This is a genomic window from Zhengella mangrovi, assembly GCF_002727065.1.
Classification (GTDB): Bacteria; Pseudomonadota; Alphaproteobacteria; order Rhizobiales; family Rhizobiaceae; genus Zhengella; species Zhengella mangrovi.
Window position 1 is genome coordinate 83575 of sequence record NZ_PDVP01000004.1, and the last position, 14331, is coordinate 97905.

General features: G+C 65.2%; 12 protein-coding genes. 4 read left to right on the forward strand and 8 right to left on the reverse strand.

Annotation, left to right across the window (positions count from 1 at the left end; all coding sequences use genetic code 11):
* Positions 1 to 41: 41 nt before the first annotated feature.
* The 5 genes from CSC94_RS09380 to CSC94_RS09400 form a co-directional block, all read right to left on the reverse strand.
* Positions 42 to 476, reverse strand: a complete 435-nt coding sequence (locus CSC94_RS09380; protein WP_099306070.1) for a hypothetical protein — start codon at positions 474 to 476, stop codon at positions 42 to 44.
* Positions 477 to 755: 279 nt separating this feature from the next.
* On the reverse strand, positions 756 to 1460 hold the full coding sequence (locus CSC94_RS09385) for a hypothetical protein (RefSeq protein ID WP_099306071.1): 705 nt from the start codon (positions 1458 to 1460) through the stop codon (positions 756 to 758).
* Positions 1461 to 1549: 89 nt separating this feature from the next.
* A complete protein-coding gene (locus tag CSC94_RS09390; protein ID WP_099306072.1) occupies positions 1550 to 2992 on the reverse strand; it encodes a homospermidine synthase in 1443 nt (480 codons plus the stop codon).
* A 105-nt stretch (positions 2993 to 3097) separates the two neighbouring features.
* Positions 3098 to 3967 carry a heme-dependent oxidative N-demethylase family protein gene (locus CSC94_RS09395; protein WP_165784386.1) on the reverse strand — a complete coding sequence of 290 codons (870 nt, stop codon included), beginning with the start codon at positions 3965 to 3967 and terminating at the stop codon, positions 3098 to 3100.
* A 359-nt stretch (positions 3968 to 4326) separates the two neighbouring features.
* Entirely contained in the window at positions 4327 to 6174 is a 1848-nt protein-coding gene (locus tag CSC94_RS09400; protein WP_099306074.1) for a M3 family oligoendopeptidase, read from the reverse strand.
* A 147-nt stretch (positions 6175 to 6321) separates the two neighbouring features.
* Between CSC94_RS09400 and CSC94_RS09405 the strand changes: the two genes are divergently transcribed.
* Positions 6322 to 7854 carry a sigma-54-dependent transcriptional regulator gene (locus CSC94_RS09405; RefSeq protein ID WP_099306075.1) on the forward strand — a complete coding sequence of 511 codons (1533 nt, stop codon included), beginning with the start codon at positions 6322 to 6324 and terminating at the stop codon, positions 7852 to 7854.
* A gap of 242 nt (positions 7855 to 8096) precedes the next feature.
* Positions 8097 to 9836: a peptidoglycan L,D-endopeptidase MepK gene (gene mepK, locus CSC94_RS09410; protein WP_099306076.1), complete on the forward strand. Its 1740-nt coding sequence runs from the start codon at positions 8097 to 8099 to the stop codon at positions 9834 to 9836.
* Positions 9837 to 9954: 118 nt separating this feature from the next.
* Here the strand turns inward: mepK and CSC94_RS09415 are convergent, their stop codons facing one another.
* The 3 genes from CSC94_RS09415 to CSC94_RS09425 form a co-directional block, all read right to left on the reverse strand.
* Positions 9955 to 10605, reverse strand: coding sequence for a 2-dehydro-3-deoxy-phosphogluconate aldolase (locus CSC94_RS09415; RefSeq protein WP_099306077.1), 651 nt, complete (start codon positions 10603 to 10605; stop codon positions 9955 to 9957).
* 474 nt (positions 10606 to 11079) lie between these two features.
* Positions 11080 to 11397, reverse strand: a complete 318-nt coding sequence (locus CSC94_RS09420; protein WP_099306078.1) for a c-type cytochrome — start codon at positions 11395 to 11397, stop codon at positions 11080 to 11082.
* A 94-nt stretch (positions 11398 to 11491) separates the two neighbouring features.
* Positions 11492 to 12442 carry an N-acetylmuramidase domain-containing protein gene (locus tag CSC94_RS09425; RefSeq protein WP_099306079.1) on the reverse strand — a complete coding sequence of 317 codons (951 nt, stop codon included), beginning with the start codon at positions 12440 to 12442 and terminating at the stop codon, positions 11492 to 11494.
* A gap of 121 nt (positions 12443 to 12563) precedes the next feature.
* Between CSC94_RS09425 and trhO the strand changes: the two genes are divergently transcribed.
* Positions 12564 to 13490: an oxygen-dependent tRNA uridine(34) hydroxylase TrhO gene (gene trhO / locus CSC94_RS09430; RefSeq protein ID WP_099306080.1), complete on the forward strand. Its 927-nt coding sequence runs from the start codon at positions 12564 to 12566 to the stop codon at positions 13488 to 13490.
* Positions 13491 to 13596: 106 nt separating this feature from the next.
* Complete coding sequence (locus tag CSC94_RS09435) at positions 13597 to 14295, forward strand: tellurite resistance TerB family protein (protein WP_099306081.1); 699 nt, start codon at positions 13597 to 13599, stop codon at positions 14293 to 14295.
* Positions 14296 to 14331: the final 36 nt, after the last annotated feature.

Below are 14331 nucleotides of genomic sequence, written 5' to 3' on the forward strand. Positions count from 1 at the left end.
ACAAAGGCAAGACAACGCGGCGCCGTTTTTGCTTGCTTCCCTCAACCGGATGGCACGGGAACTAGAACGCTGTACCAGTTCAATTGTTCATCCTGGCCGCAATGCATCCGGTTTTCAGTGACTGCCTTGCAGTACATGGTGTCGGTGCCGGCGTGTCCGCCGATGTCGTAGGTCGTGGTGACGGTGATCAGACCATCCGGGGCGACCGCGTAGGTTCCCTCGACGGTCATCGCCGGTGCCACCTGCCGGAACGAGCCACGGTCGAACTCGGAAACCTCGGTCGCGTCCGGGTCCGCGTACCAGTTGTCACTGTCGCCATTGTCACGGCGGGCGGTCACCCATTTGCCGTCGAAGGCATGGGCGGTGCCCCCGGCTTTCGCATTGCGCTGCGGTTCCGGACTGCCGGCATTCTGGCAGGCAGCCACGGAAACAGTGCCAAGGATGGCGACAAGGGCGGCGATGAAGCGCGTTGGCATGTTCTTTTTCCCCCGGTTGGATCGTCAGTCTGTCGATCGAGCGATCCGGCCGCTTGGGGAGTGAGCGCGATGGCGGCCTTTCCGGCCCCGCAAAGGTCCGGCATCCTGCCGGCAAGCGGGCCGTCCCTGCTGCCATGCGTCCCCCGTCATTCCCGGCTGCCCCCGTCCGCGACCGTTTTGCAATCGCGGCAGAGATAGCCGAGTTGGCAGACGGCGGCAAGCCGTTGAATTTAATTAAGTATCTGATTTATAAGATATTATCATGATGTAGAGGGCGGCTCAGCCCCAGCGCAGGAAAAGCCTTGCATAGGGCTTCTTCAGCCCGGCCTGGGCCTCGTGGATGGCCTCGGCATTCTGCGACCGGGCGGCGATCATGAATGTGGTGATCGACTGGCGGACGGCAGCAAGCGCCTTCCGGAACTCCGGGTCGCCCATCTGGCCGGCATCGGCCTTGTGTTCCAGCCGGTTGCCGAGCCATTCCAGAACGCCCGCATCCGCGACGGCATCAAGGCCATCCGCGGACGTGTACTTGCGACGGATCACATGCTCCATCTGGGCGTGGTAGTCGTTCATGAAGTCGGAGAACGTGACGACGCCGTTGCGTTCGTTGAGGGCGGAAATCTCCTCCCGGATCGCCTCCAGCTTTTCGTGGGCCTCGGGCAGGTTGCCCTCGGCGATGATCCCGGTGGCGCTGGACGCGATGCCGGCCACGCGGTCGAGGGTCGTCGCAAAGGCCGGATCATCGGCAAGATGCGGCGGCGGGGTCTTTTCCCACTCGGCGCGCAGCGCATCCCACTTGTCGCGGAACGCCTGGTTGGCGGCGCTGGCCTTGCCCGGATCGCCGGCGTTGGTGGTGAAGAGCGCCTGTCGGTAGGCGGCGTAGGCCTCCGTCATGCCGGCCTTGAAGTCGGCGACCGGGCCGGCGAGGGCAACGCCTGTCCCCATCAGCAGGAGGAGGGCGGCGGCGGAAGACGTCATGCGCATGAAAATGGCTCCGGTTCGACTTGAACCGGAGCCTATCACCTGTTCGCGGCGGCGCGTTGATTTCGGTCAGCGGAGCGGCCTGCGACCGTTCAGCGCACCAGGATGTTGCGGAACTGCCAGGGATCCTTTTCGTCGATGTCCTCCGGGAAAAGGCCGGGACGGCCGTCGAGCGGCGTCCAGTCGGTGTAATAGCCCTTGACCGGGCCGAGGTAGGGCATCTGGATCTCCAGGCAGCGCCGGTAGTCCATCTCGTCGGTCTCGACGATGCCGGCCTCCGGGTTCTCCAGCGCCCAGACCATGCCGGCCAGGACGGCGGAAGAGACCTGCAGGCCGGTCGCGTTCTGGTAAGGGGCCAGGTTGCGGGTTTCCTCGACGGAGAGCTGCGAGCCGTACCAGTAGGCATTCTTGTCGTGGCCGTAGAGCAGCACGCCGAGCTCGTCGATGCCGTCGACGATCTCGTCCTCGTCGAGCACGTGAAGGGTGTCCTGCGCCTTGCCGCCGTTGCCGAACATCTCGTGCAGGGAGAGCACGGCATCGTTGGCCGGGTGGTAGGCATAATGGCAGGTCGGACGGTAGGTCACCTTGCCGTTCTTTTTCACGGTGAAGAAATCGGCAATCGAGATCGCTTCGTTGTGGGTGACCAGGAAGCCGTATTGCGCGCCGGGCGTCGGGCACCAGGTGCGCACGCGGGTGTTGGCGCCAGGCTGTTCGAGGAAGATGGCGGCCTTGCAGCCCTTCTTGTGCTTGCGGGCGTTCTTCGGCTTCCAGTCCTCATGCGTTCCCCAGCCCAGTTCGGCCGGCTGGAGGCCCTCGGAAATGAAGCCCTCGACCGACCAGGTGTTCCAGAACACGCCCATGGGCTTGGGGGACTTGGCGCGCTGGGTGTCGCGCTCGGCGATGTGGATGCCCTTGACGCCGACCCTCTTCATCAGCTTCGCCCAGCCGTCCCGATCGCTGGCGGCCGGTTCCTCGAACTCGGTACCGGTGTCGGTGGCGACATCGACGAGCGCCTTCTTGACGAACCAGGACACCATGCCCGGGTTGGCGCCGCAGCAGGATACGGCGGTGGTGCCGCCGGGGTTCTTGCGCTTCTCGCGGCGCACGGTCTCGCGCAGGGCGTAGTTGGTGCGTTCCTCGTTGCCGGCCTCGGTATCGAAATAGAAGCCGAGCCATGGCTCGACGACCGTATCGATGTAGAGGGCGCCGAGCTTGCGGCAGTATTTCATGAGGTCGAGAGACGAGGTGTCGACCGACAGGTTGACGCAGAAGCCCTGGCCGCCGCCATTGGTCAGCAGGGGCTTGAGCAGTTCCTTGTAATTGTCCCTCGTGACATGGGCCTGAATGAACTTCACGCCGTGTTCATCCAGGATGGCCTTGCCGGCATCGGACGGGTCGATGACAACCATGCGCGACTTGTCGAAGGTGAAGTGACGCTCGATGAGCGGCAGGGTGCCGCGCCCGATGGAACCGAAACCGATCATCACAACCGGCCCGGTGATCTCGCCGTGAACCGGCCAGGTCTGTTCAGTCATTGCGATACTCCGATATGTCCGTCTGCCACGTGTCCTTGTCTGTCCAACAGCGCTCAAAGCATGTTTGGCTGTCACAATAAAGACCAAACCGCGCAGAGGGTTAAATCACCCGCCAGCGATCCCGTTCAGTAGCCGGCAAAGCAAATCGCGGCGCATCGCCATCCCTTTGTAGGCCAGTTCCTCGATGCTCATCGCCCCGATCTGCGCGGCCAGCGCACCGGCACGGGCGCGCCCGGCTGCCGTTTCGCCGAGGTCCGGGAGCGGCGACACCGAGACGAGAATGGTGAACAGGATGTCGCCGGTTTCGGGCAACCGGGTCAGCGTCTGGCGTTCTTCGCGCAGGTAGAGGTCTTCGATCGCGGCCGTGGCCGGATCGGCGCCGCGTTCTCCCGCGTGCGGGTCGGGATGATGGAGAATGTCGTCGCCGTAGATCGACCAGTTGCCGCGCAGCACGGCAGCGCCGGGCGCGAGGTTGTCGAAGATGCGGTTGACCAGCATGGCGTTGCGGGTGCCGCCGGCAAAGCCGGGCACGGGGGCGTGGACGGCTTCCATGACCTTGCCGAATTTCCCGGCCAGGCGCCAGGAGGAGGGGAAGCAGAGCGAGGCGGCCGCCAGGTGCCAGCCGTCGCTTTCCCTTCGCATCAGCACCAGGTCCTCGGCGCACATGGCCGCCGCCCTTTGCAGCGGCGCGGGGCCGAGATCGGGCACAGGCAATTTCAGGGCGGCAGGGTGGTTCGCCGCGAGCCAGGCCTCGATCCGGCGGCAGGTTTCCGCCTGCCCGTCAACGGTTGCGCCGTCCGCCATGAAGACGCGGTCGCCGTGGCGGGCGACGAGCTGCGCCTTCTCGTTCCTGTATGCGGCCAGGCGTTCGTCCACTACGAGCCAGGGCCGCTCGCCGAGGGGCGCCAGGCCAATGGCAAAGGGGCTGGCCGGCGGCGCGCCGGAGCTATTACGCCCGTCGTTGGATCGCTCCAAGGCTCTACCTTCCTGTTTGGCCGCAATCCCGGACGCGAAACCGGCTTCCACTTTCGCTGGAATTGCCGGTACCCTGGCCGCAATCCCGGACGCGAAACCGGTTCCCACTTTCGCTGGAATTGCCGGTACCCTGGCCGCAATCCCGGACGCGAAACCGGCTTCCACTTTCGCTGGAATTGCCGGTACCCTGGCCGCAATCCCGGACGCGAAACCGGTTCCCACTTTCGCTGGAATTGCCGGTTCCCTCACCGCAATCCCGGACGCGAAACCGGTTCCCACTTTCGCTGGAATTGCCGGTTCCCTGGCCGCAATCCCGGACGCGAAACCGGTTCCCACTTTCGCTGGAATTGCTCAAGTCCTCACCCGTCAATGGCTTCCAGTTCGTCGATCAGGCCCTCGATCACGGCCAGGCCCTTCTGCCAGAAACCGGGATCGGAGGCGTCCAGGCCGAAGGGGGCGAGCAGCTCCGTGTGATGCTTGGTGCCGCCGGCGCGCAGCATGTCGAAATACTTCTGCTGGAAGCCGCTCTCGGCATTGCGGTAGACCGCGTAAAGCGAGTTCACCAGGCAGTCGCCGAAGGCATAGGCATAGACGTAGAAGGGCGAGTGGATGAAGTGTGGCACGTATGACCAGAAGGTCTCGTACCCCTCGCGCAGGACAACGGCCGGCCCAAGGCTCTCGGCCTGGACATCCATCCACAACCGGCCGATCTGCTCGGTCGTCAGTTCACCCTGCCTGCGGGCGGTGTGGACCTTGCGCTCGAATTCGTAGAAGGCGATCTGGCGCACGACCGTTCCGATCATGTCCTCGACCTTCTGGGCCAGCATGGCCTTGCGTTCGCGCCGGTCCGTGGTGGCGTCGAGCAGGGAGCGGAAGGTCAGCATCTCGCCGAAGACGGAAGCGGTCTCGGCCAGGGTCAGCGGCGTGGACGCCATCAGCGCGCCCTGTTCGCCGGCCAGGACCTGGTGCACGCCGTGACCCAGCTCATGGGCAAGCGTCATCACGTCACGCGGCTTGCCGAGGTAGTTGAGCAGCACGTAGGGGTGGGCAGATGGCACGGTCGGATGGGCAAAGGCCCCGGGCGACTTGCCGGGCCGGGCCGGTGCGTCGATCCAGTTGCGGTCGAAGAATCGGCCGGCGATCTCGGCCATTTCCGGGGCGAAGCCGCCGTAGGCCCTGAGCACGGTTTCGCGCGCCTTCTCCCAGGGGATGACGGCCTTCGGTGTTTCGGGCAGCGGCGCCAGGCGGTCCCAATGGTTCAGCTTGTCCATGCCCAGCCATTTCGCCTTCATCGCGTAGTAGCGGTGGGAAATGCGGGGATAGGCGTTCCGCACGGCGTCGGCCAGGGCATCGACGACCTCGCGCTCGACCCGGTTCGCCAGGTGGCGGCTGTCGGCGATGTCCGCGAACCCGCGCCAGCGGTCGGAGATCTCCTTGTCCTTGGCGAGCGTGTTGGTGATCAGGGTGAAGGTGCGGGCATGGGCGCCAAGCGTCTGCGCCACCGCTTCGGAGGCCTTGCGGCGCACGTCCGGGTCGGCGTCCTGCATGCGTGTCAGCGTGGGCTCGATGGCCAGGTCCTCGCCGTCGATGGTGAAACGCAGGGCGGAGACGGTCTCGTCGAAGAGGCGGTTCCAGGCGCCAGGGCCCGTGATCGACTTTTCGTGGAACAGCTGTTCGACGCGGTCTTCGAGCTGGTAGGGCTTGTCCTTGCGCAGGTCGAGGATCCAGGGGCGGTAGTGTCCGAATCCGGCGTCCGCGTCGAGCGCCGCCTCGATCCGCGCGTCCGGAACGCGGTTCATCTCTAGCGTGAAGAACAACAGATGCGTGGAGGCATCGGTGATCTTCTCCGACAGGTCGCCATAGAACTTGGCACGGGCGGGATCCGACGTGTCGCCGGCGTAGAGCAGTCCGGCGTAGGACATGATGCGCCCCATCAGGTCCTCCAGGCTCTCGTAGCCGCGCATGGCCGCACCGAGGCCGTCGGGCCCGGTCCGGCCCGCTGCCTGGTCCAGCTTGCCCTTCCAGCGGGCCTCGAACTCCGCCGCCTCGCGGGCAGCGCGGGCGAGGTCATCGGCAAGTTCGGGGCTGTCCATGGCCGGGTAGAGATCGGCGAGGTTCCACTCGGGCAGCTGGCCGAGCGCTTCATCCTTGCGGGCAGCGGACGCGGTATCGGCCGTGGCGCGAAGGGCGGGGAAAACGGTCTTCATCGGTGAGCGATCCTGTCGACGGGATTTGTTTCAATTGCGCGCATGTCCGGGAAGAGAGGCTTAACGCTGTTTCTTCGGCGAATGTTTAGGGCGGTGTGCCAAGATGATCCATGGGAAAAGACACAATCAAGCGGATAAAACAAACCCATGGCGCACACCATCCTTGCAGTTGATGACGATCCGGTCCAGCGCCGCCTGGCCGAAGCGGCGCTCAGCCGCGAAGGGCACAGCGTGTTGCAGGCCGACAGCGGCGAGGCTGCGCTGGAACTGCTGTCCGGCCCGCGCGGGAAGGAGATTTCCGCCGTGCTGCTGGACCTGGTGATGCCGGGCATGAACGGCCTGGCAGTGCTGCAGGAAATGCGCGCGCGCGGTCACGAGCAGCCTGTCATCGTGCAGACGGCGCAGGGCAGTATCGATACGGTGATTTCCGCCATGCGCGCCGGCGCCTTCGATTTCGTCGTCAAGCCCGCTGCGCCCGACCGGCTGACGGCTGCCTTTGCCGGCGCGCTGAAAGTGGGCACGCTTGCCGGACGCGCACGGCGCACCCGGCGCACGCACCAGGGCACGATCACGTTCAGGGATATCGTGACCCGGTCGCATGCCATGGACCGCGTGCTGACGCTGGCGCGCAAGGCCGCGGGCTCGATCATCCCGATCATGATCGAGGGTGAATCCGGCACGGGCAAGGAACTGCTGGCGCGGGCGATCCAGGGGACCAGCGAACGGTCGGTCCAGCCCTTCGTCACCGTCAACTGCGGCGCCATCCCGGAAAACCTGGTGGAGAGCATCCTGTTCGGCCACGAGAAGGGATCGTTCACCGGCGCCACGGAGAAGCACCAGGGCAAGTTCGTGGAAGCCAACAACGGAACGCTATTCCTCGACGAGGTGGGCGACCTGCCGCTGGATGCCCAGGTCAAGCTGCTGCGCGCCGTGCAGGAGGGCGAGGTCGATCCCGTCGGTTCGGCGAAATCGCAGAAGGTCGACATCCGCCTGATCTCGGCCACGCACCGCGACCTGATGCAGGCGGTTCGTGACGGACATTTCCGCGAGGACCTGTATTACCGTCTCAACGTTTTCCCCATCCGCATGCCGCCGCTGCGCGAACGGCGCGATGACATTCCCTTCCTGGTGTCGCATTTCATCGACCGCCACGCCCAGGCGGAAAACCCGTCACCGGTGCGCGGTATCACGCCGGATGCGCTGGAACTGCTCATGGCCTACGACTGGCCAGGCAATATCCGCCAGCTCGAGAACGCGATCTTCCGGGCGGTCGTGCTGGCCGAGGGCGAGAATCTCGACATTCCGGAATTCCCGCAGATCCGCACGCAGGTGGAAGGCCCGTCGCCGGCCAGCTACGCCATGCCCAACCGCGAAGGCGATGCCGTGCCTGCGCCCCGCCCGGCGGAAGAAGTCCGGTCCGAGCCGCCGGTGTTCATCGATGACGGTGAAGCCTCTGGCACGGACAACAACGGGAAGATCGATCCTCTCGACGAACGGGGGCAGATCCGGGCGCTGGCGGACATCGAACTGCAGATGATCCGGATGGCCATTGCCCATTACGACGGCCAGATGAGCGAAGTGGCGCGCAGGCTCGGCATCGGCCGGTCGACGCTCTACCGCAAGCTCAAGGAATATGGCATCGACCCGATGCCGGAACGCAGCCAGCGCCTGGCATCCTGATCTCGATCAAGGCATTTTCCCCGAAACAGACTATTATAGTGCCAAAGGAAATTAGCGCTTCTTTTACCATGAGATGCGGATTTGTGGCTTGTGTTGCTCGTTTGCCATGGTTACACCGCATTTGGCACTAATAAGCGCTGGTTAACCATTCTGGAGGATCATTCCAGCTGAGTCTGGGTATGGTCCGGGGACACAAACTAGTCTTCAAGGCGGTTGATTTGGCACTTTCTGTACGGGGACATATGACGGCAAGCGCAGCGCGCTTTCTGCAGGTGGTTCTTGCAGGCCTGCTTATCGGGGTTGCCCTTCTGGTGGCATCCACGGCGGCGCGCGCCGAAACGCGATCTCTCAAGCTTTACTACATGCATACCGGCGAGAAGGCGGAGATCGTCTTCAAGAAGAACGGTCACTACGTGAAGTCCGGCTTGCAGAAGCTGAACCATTTCCTGCGCGACTTCCGCCGCAACGAGCCGACGAAGATGGACCCGCGCCTGTTCGACCTCGTGTGGGCCGTCTACAAGAAAGTGGGCGCGAGCAACTATATCCATGTCGTCTCGGGCTACCGGTCGCCGGCCACGAATTCCATGCTGCGCCGGACGCGCGGCGGGCAGGCCAAGAAAAGCCAGCACATGTATGGCCGGGCCATGGATTTCTTCATTCCCGGCGTGAAGCTTTCCAAGCTGCGCGCGGTGGCGATGAAGATGCAGGTGGGTGGCGTCGGATACTATCCGCGGTCCGGGTCGCCCTTCGTTCACCTCGACGTTGCCCGTGTCCGCGCCTGGCCGCGCATGAGCCGCAAGGAACTGGTGCGCCTGTTCCCTGACGGCAAGACGCTGCACCTGCCGGCCGACGGCAAGCCGCTGAAGGGCTACCAGCAGGCGCTGGCCTCCTACAAGAAGCGCAAGGGCAAGCCGATCATCGTCGACGATACCGGATCCAGCTCCGGCGGCGGCACCAGCCTGCTGGCCTCGCTGTTCGGTGGCGACGATACCCGCAGGACGCAGCAGAACCCGCGCGCACCGCGCCGGGTTGCGGCTGCCCCGGCCGCTGCGCCGACAACCGCACCCCGGCCGGCAGAGGCGCCGGCGGCTGCGCCCGAACCGGCGCCGGCCGAGCCTGAAAGGCCCGTGGCAACGCCCGAGACCATTCTGGCCGCGCTACCGCGCACATCGGTTCCGATCCCGCGCTTCGCCGACCGTCCGGACGTTCAGGGCGAGCCTGTCGATGTCGCCGTCAACCGGGTCGAGGACGATATCCAGGCGGAGATGGACGCGGATGTTCCGATTCCGAGCCGCCGTCCCGACGATGCGCCTTCGACCGATGCCGTCCGTTCGCTGCTGGCCGCCGCCGACAGCGATGCGGCTGACAGCGACGCCGGAGGCATGATCACTGCCGTGGCGCCGACCGCGCGTCCGCGCAACGACAGCGAGGCTGTGCTCGCCTCGCTCGGCCGCAATGACAGGCTTGCACCATCGGCGCAGGCTTCCGCCCTGGCCGTTCCGATGCCATCGACGCGGCCCGGCTCATCGGGCGTTGCCGAAGACAGGCCGGAAGTGACCATGGCCGCGCTGCCGACCCCGACCTTCCGTGAATCCGCAGGCGGCAAGGGCGGACGCGTGACCGCAAGCCCGCGCACCGAGGCATCGAAGGCGCGCTCGCCGCAGGAGCGGCTCGCAGCCGTTCTCGGTGGTGTTCGCACCACGCGCAAGGAAGGCCGGGCGACGGCCGAGATGGCGAAGCCGGATCCCCGCCCGGTCGTGCGTCCGATCCAACCGGACGATGCTCGCTGGGCCCTGGCCGCGGCTGCATCGGTCCAACCGCTTCAGGCACGTGATGCCCGCGTCGGCGAAACGCTGCGCGCCAAGCCGCAGGAAGTGATTGCCGTCGGGTTCTCGCCAGACCTTGGCCAGCAGAACCACAACCGCTTCACCGGCAAGGCGGTTTCGTTCCTCTCGGTGGTCCGCTTCCGCGACACCAACTGAGGTGAATGAAACAGGGCTGCGGGCAGGCGATCGCACGGCTGCCCGTCGCTGCATCTTCCCGAAATCCTGCCAATTCCTGCCGACCCGGGTGACCGGATCGGCATAGGCCATCCGTGGTTCAGGCGGAACGGCCGAGCGCGGACGCCGCGCGCGCCAGAGCGGTGATGGCGTCCCAGTCTTCCTTTTCCACCAGGTCATCCGGGGCCACCCAGGAGCCGCCAACGCAGACCACGTTGGGCAAGGCCAGGTACTGGGGTGCATTGGCGGGCGAAACGCCGCCGGTGGGGCAGAAGCGGGTTCCGGCCAGCGGTGACGACATCGCCTTCAGATAGGGGATGCCGCCGGACTGCTCTGCCGGGAAAAACTTGAGGACGGAATAGCCTTCCTCACGCATCGACATGATCTCGGACGGCGTCGAGGCGCCGGGCAGGAAGGGCACATCCGAGGCACGGGCCGCTTCCAGCAGCTCGATGGTGGTGCCCGGGCTGACGACGAATTTCGCGCCCGCACCGGCCACCTTGTCATACTGGCGTGCGGCGAGGACCGTTCCGGCGCCGACGATGGCCTCGGGCACCTCGTCAATCACCAGGCGAATGGCGTCGAGGGCCTCGGGTGTGCGCAGCGTGATCTCGATGGCCGGGAGGCCGCCGGCAGCCAGCGCCCGGGCCAGCGGCGCGGCCCTGGACAGGTCGCCGATCCTGATGACGGGAATCACCGGCTGCGCCTCGAGAATGGAAAGCAGGAGCTCGGTTTTCTTCTGATGCGGCATGTCAGCGACTCCATGAACGATTTTCAATCGATTTAACAGCGGGCGGCCCGGCTGTCCATCGCGTTGTCAGGCTGCGTTGATGCCGGAACTGCGATCGACCCATCCTGCAACGGGATATCCGTTTCATAACATTTTCACTGGCATTGGGCGCGTCTGGCCAACAGAATTCAACCGGCAGAGCGGTTTGCAGGATCAGGGTGTTGGCGGTTTTGGGAAAATGAATCTTGCTCCGGATCGGACCCGGTCGATGGCACGCGATGGCGCTCGAAAGGATGCCGCGTCCGGCAAGGCAAATACAGCTGTTCAAACAGCAATGCTTGTCCGGTGTTCAGCAGTGAAGAGAGGCGACACGCTTCCGACCGGCAAGGAGTTGGCCCTTCAGCTTGCCGCGGCCGACTTAAATTGCGGCCGGCACACGACAACTGCTTGAGCCTATCGTGTTACCGGGGCTCGCGATCTGGGCCGAAGGCCGGTCTACTTGTCCAAGGACTGGATATAACCCACGATGTTGTCGAGGTTCGATTCAAACATGAAGGTATGGAATTGAGGCATGATCGTCACATGCTGCGGATACATGATCTTCATCCGCATGATGTCGGGATCCATGTAGATTGCGATCGCCTGGAAGCTTGGCGGGTAGAGCTTGAAGTCGCCACCCGGCGCGATGTTGTGACACTGGGCGCAATTGGCCTCCGCGAGCCGCTGGCCGGCATTGATGTTCGGGCCATCATCTGCAAGCGCCGATGTAGCCAGGAAAACAATTGCAGCGACTGGAGCCAGGATCTTTTTCATTTTTACTCTCCCATCCTTATGCGAAACAACAGAAACACTGAATCGCGCGTGACTTGTGGTCATTGACAGCCATCAATCGAGCCTTTCCAGCGCCTCAAGGCTCCGGGAAAGTGTTCGGACGTTTGCCCTTCATGACTGAAAACAGGACGGACACGCGGGCAAGAAGCCGGCGCCAGAGGCGATTGCCGGGGGTCGCCAGCCGCAACCCTTCAAGCGTGCGCGGTCCGGCGATACCATCAACCGCGAGGCCGTGATCGGACTGGAAGGCACGGACCGCCCTCTCTGTCTGCGGACCAAAGGTGCCGTCGATGGGCAAAGGGTAGCCGAGAGCGGAAAGGTGTCGCTGAAGAGTGGCGACGGCATTGCCGCGCGAGCCCCGGGCCAGAACCGGGCCTGTGGTGACGGGACCGGGCTCAAGGCCGGTATGTGGCGCGGGTTGATTCCTGGCTGACGCGAGATCGATGGCTGCGTAGCGGGCGAAAGCCGCCGCCAGGCGCCGGTCATAGCCGTTCCCGGCATAGGCCGGGCCGTTGTAGGCCCGGGCGAACGCGGCCCAGTCGCGCGCAGCCAGGGCCGCGGTCAGGTTTGCCTTGCCGATATAGGTCAGCATCAGCCGCGCCTGCCCTTCCGCACCGGCTCTTGCCTCGGCAACGAGGGCATCGACGCTGGGATAGCCGAGCCAGGCCCAATGGGCGCCCATGACCTGGCCAATCCCCCAGGAACAGCTTTCCCGCGCCGCTGTCCGGTCAATGGCCTCGGCGTGTGCCAGCATGCGGTAACGGGCGGCCTGGGAGGCCGGGTTCTTCACCATGCCTGCCCGGGGATGAGCGAGGCCGGCTTCGCGCGCGGCTGCGCGTCCGGCGCCGGAAAGCCTCCGGTCGAAGTAGTGACCCTCGAAGCGAATGAGCGGTTCCTGGCGCCCGTCGACCTCGGCGAAGATGCGGCCGCCGCTCTCCACGTCGATGACGGCGAGAAAGCTCGCGGGGTCGAGGCCCTGTTCGGCGGCCGGGCGCGCGAGGCGCGGAATGAGGGAACTGGGGATCATGGGTCGTCTCCGGTTTGCACACGAGGGCAGTATCGGATCGTGCCGGGGGCGGTGAACAAAAGCGGCCGTTTCCGGGGGGCGACGCTTGCCAAGGGGCCGTTTGACGGTCTAATCCGCCGCCATGACACACGCCGACGAACGCCTGCCGATCCGGGTTGCCGCGCTCTACCGATTCTGCCGGTTGCCGGGCTACGAAGACCTGCGCGAACCGTTGCAGCAGCTTTGCGATGAACACGGGATCAAGGGAACGCTGCTGCTGGCCAGCGAAGGCATCAACGGGACGGTCGCGGGAAGCGACGCGGCCATCGCGGACCTGATCGCCTGGCTCGAGGCGATGCCGGCGTTCGAGGGCATGGAGCTCAAGTTCTCCCGCGCCGGGGCGATGCCGTTCCACCGCATGAAGGTGCGGCTGAAGAAGGAGATCGTCACCATGGGCGTTGCGGACATCGATCCGCTGGGCGGGGCAGGGGCCTATGTCGATCCCGAGGGCTGGAATACCCTGATCTCGGACCCGGACACGGTGATCGTGGACACGCGCAACGACTACGAGGTGGCGATCGGGACGTTTCGTGGCGCGATCGACCCGAAGACGGCGACCTTCCGCGAATTTCCCGACTGGGTGGCGCGCAATCACAACCTGCTGGCAGGCAAGAAGGTGGCCATGTTCTGCACCGGCGGCATCCGCTGCGAGAAGGCGACGGCCTATGTCCGCTCGCTCGGTTTCGACGAGGTCTATCACCTCAAGGGCGGTATCCTGCAATACCTCGAGGACGTGCCTGAAGAGGAGAGCCTGTGGCAGGGCGAGTGTTTCGTCTTCGACGAACGGGTGTCGGTCGGCCACGGGCTTGCCATCGGAGAGGCGGAACTCTGCCGGGCCTGCCGTCATCCCCTGACGCCGGCTGAGCGGACCTCCCCGGACTACGTGGAAGGCATCTCCTGCCCGCATTGCATCGACAGCCGCAGCGACGCGGACCGGCGGCGCTACGCCGACCGGCAGCGCCAGGTGGAACTGGCAGAAAAGCAGGGGCGGCGGCATATCGGCAGTTGAGAAACCCGGCCGGCGCGCGCAGTTTCTTGATCCCTGTCATTGTATCGCCATGCGCGACTGCCTACCTCTTGCGCAGCGCAAACAACCGCCACGAGGAGGCCTGCACATGATCGATCCCAAGAAGCTGCTTGGAGACCTGCTGAGCACCAACATCCCCGGCACCGAGTCGACCGTCGGGCAGAAGGCGGACCAGGCCAAGCAGCTTGCCAAGGAAAACCCGCTCGCCACCGGCGCGCTGGTGGCAGTGCTGCTGGGAACGGGGGCAGGGCGCGCGGTCACGGGATCGGCGCTGAAGCTGGGCGGGCTGGCCGCCGTGGCAGGACTCGCCTACAAGGCCTACCAGAACTACCAGAACGGCAACAAGCCGGACATGGATGCCGGCCCGGCGCAGCAGGAGGTTCTGCCGCCGCCACTCGACAACAGCTTTCACCCGGTCAACGCGCCGCAGGGCGAGGATGAATTCGCGCTCGCGCTGGTCCGCGCGATGATCGCCGCAGCCCGCGCCGATGGCCATATCGACGAGACCGAACGGGCACGAATCCTCGAGCGGGCGCAGATGGCGGGTCTCGACGACGAGGTCGCCAGCTTCATGGAAACGGAACTGTCGCAGCCGGTCGATGTCGACGGGCTGGTCAAGGCCGCGACCACGGACGCGCAGAAAGTCGAACTCTACACCGCCTCGCGGCTGGCGATCGAGCCGAAGACCCGTGCCGAGCGCGGCTACCTGGACATGCTGGCCGGGCGGCTCGGACTGCCGGATGCGCTGGTCGAGCACGTCGAGGCAACGGTCGCGGCACAGGCCTGATCGAAGCCCTGACGCAGGGCGACAATCTGCAGGGGC

Coding starts and splice junctions, on each gene's coding strand:
- CSC94_RS09380 (WP_099306070.1), bottom strand. CDS start 476: ATGCCAACGCGCTTCATCGCCGCCCTTGTCGCCATCCTTGGCACTGTT.
- CSC94_RS09385 (WP_099306071.1), bottom strand. CDS start 1,460: ATGCGCATGACGTCTTCCGCCGCCGCCCTCCTCCTGCTGATGGGGACA.
- CSC94_RS09390 (WP_099306072.1), bottom strand. CDS start 2,992: ATGACTGAACAGACCTGGCCGGTTCACGGCGAGATCACCGGGCCGGTT.
- CSC94_RS09400 (WP_099306074.1), bottom strand. CDS start 6,174: ATGAAGACCGTTTTCCCCGCCCTTCGCGCCACGGCCGATACCGCGTCC.
- CSC94_RS09405 (WP_099306075.1), top strand. CDS start 6,322: ATGGCGCACACCATCCTTGCAGTTGATGACGATCCGGTCCAGCGCCGC.
- mepK (WP_099306076.1), top strand. CDS start 8,097: ATGACGGCAAGCGCAGCGCGCTTTCTGCAGGTGGTTCTTGCAGGCCTG.
- CSC94_RS09415 (WP_099306077.1), bottom strand. CDS start 10,605: ATGCCGCATCAGAAGAAAACCGAGCTCCTGCTTTCCATTCTCGAGGCG.
- CSC94_RS09420 (WP_099306078.1), bottom strand. CDS start 11,397: ATGAAAAAGATCCTGGCTCCAGTCGCTGCAATTGTTTTCCTGGCTACA.
- CSC94_RS09425 (WP_099306079.1), bottom strand. CDS start 12,442: ATGATCCCCAGTTCCCTCATTCCGCGCCTCGCGCGCCCGGCCGCCGAA.
- trhO (WP_099306080.1), top strand. CDS start 12,564: ATGACACACGCCGACGAACGCCTGCCGATCCGGGTTGCCGCGCTCTAC.
- CSC94_RS09435 (WP_099306081.1), top strand. CDS start 13,597: ATGATCGATCCCAAGAAGCTGCTTGGAGACCTGCTGAGCACCAACATC.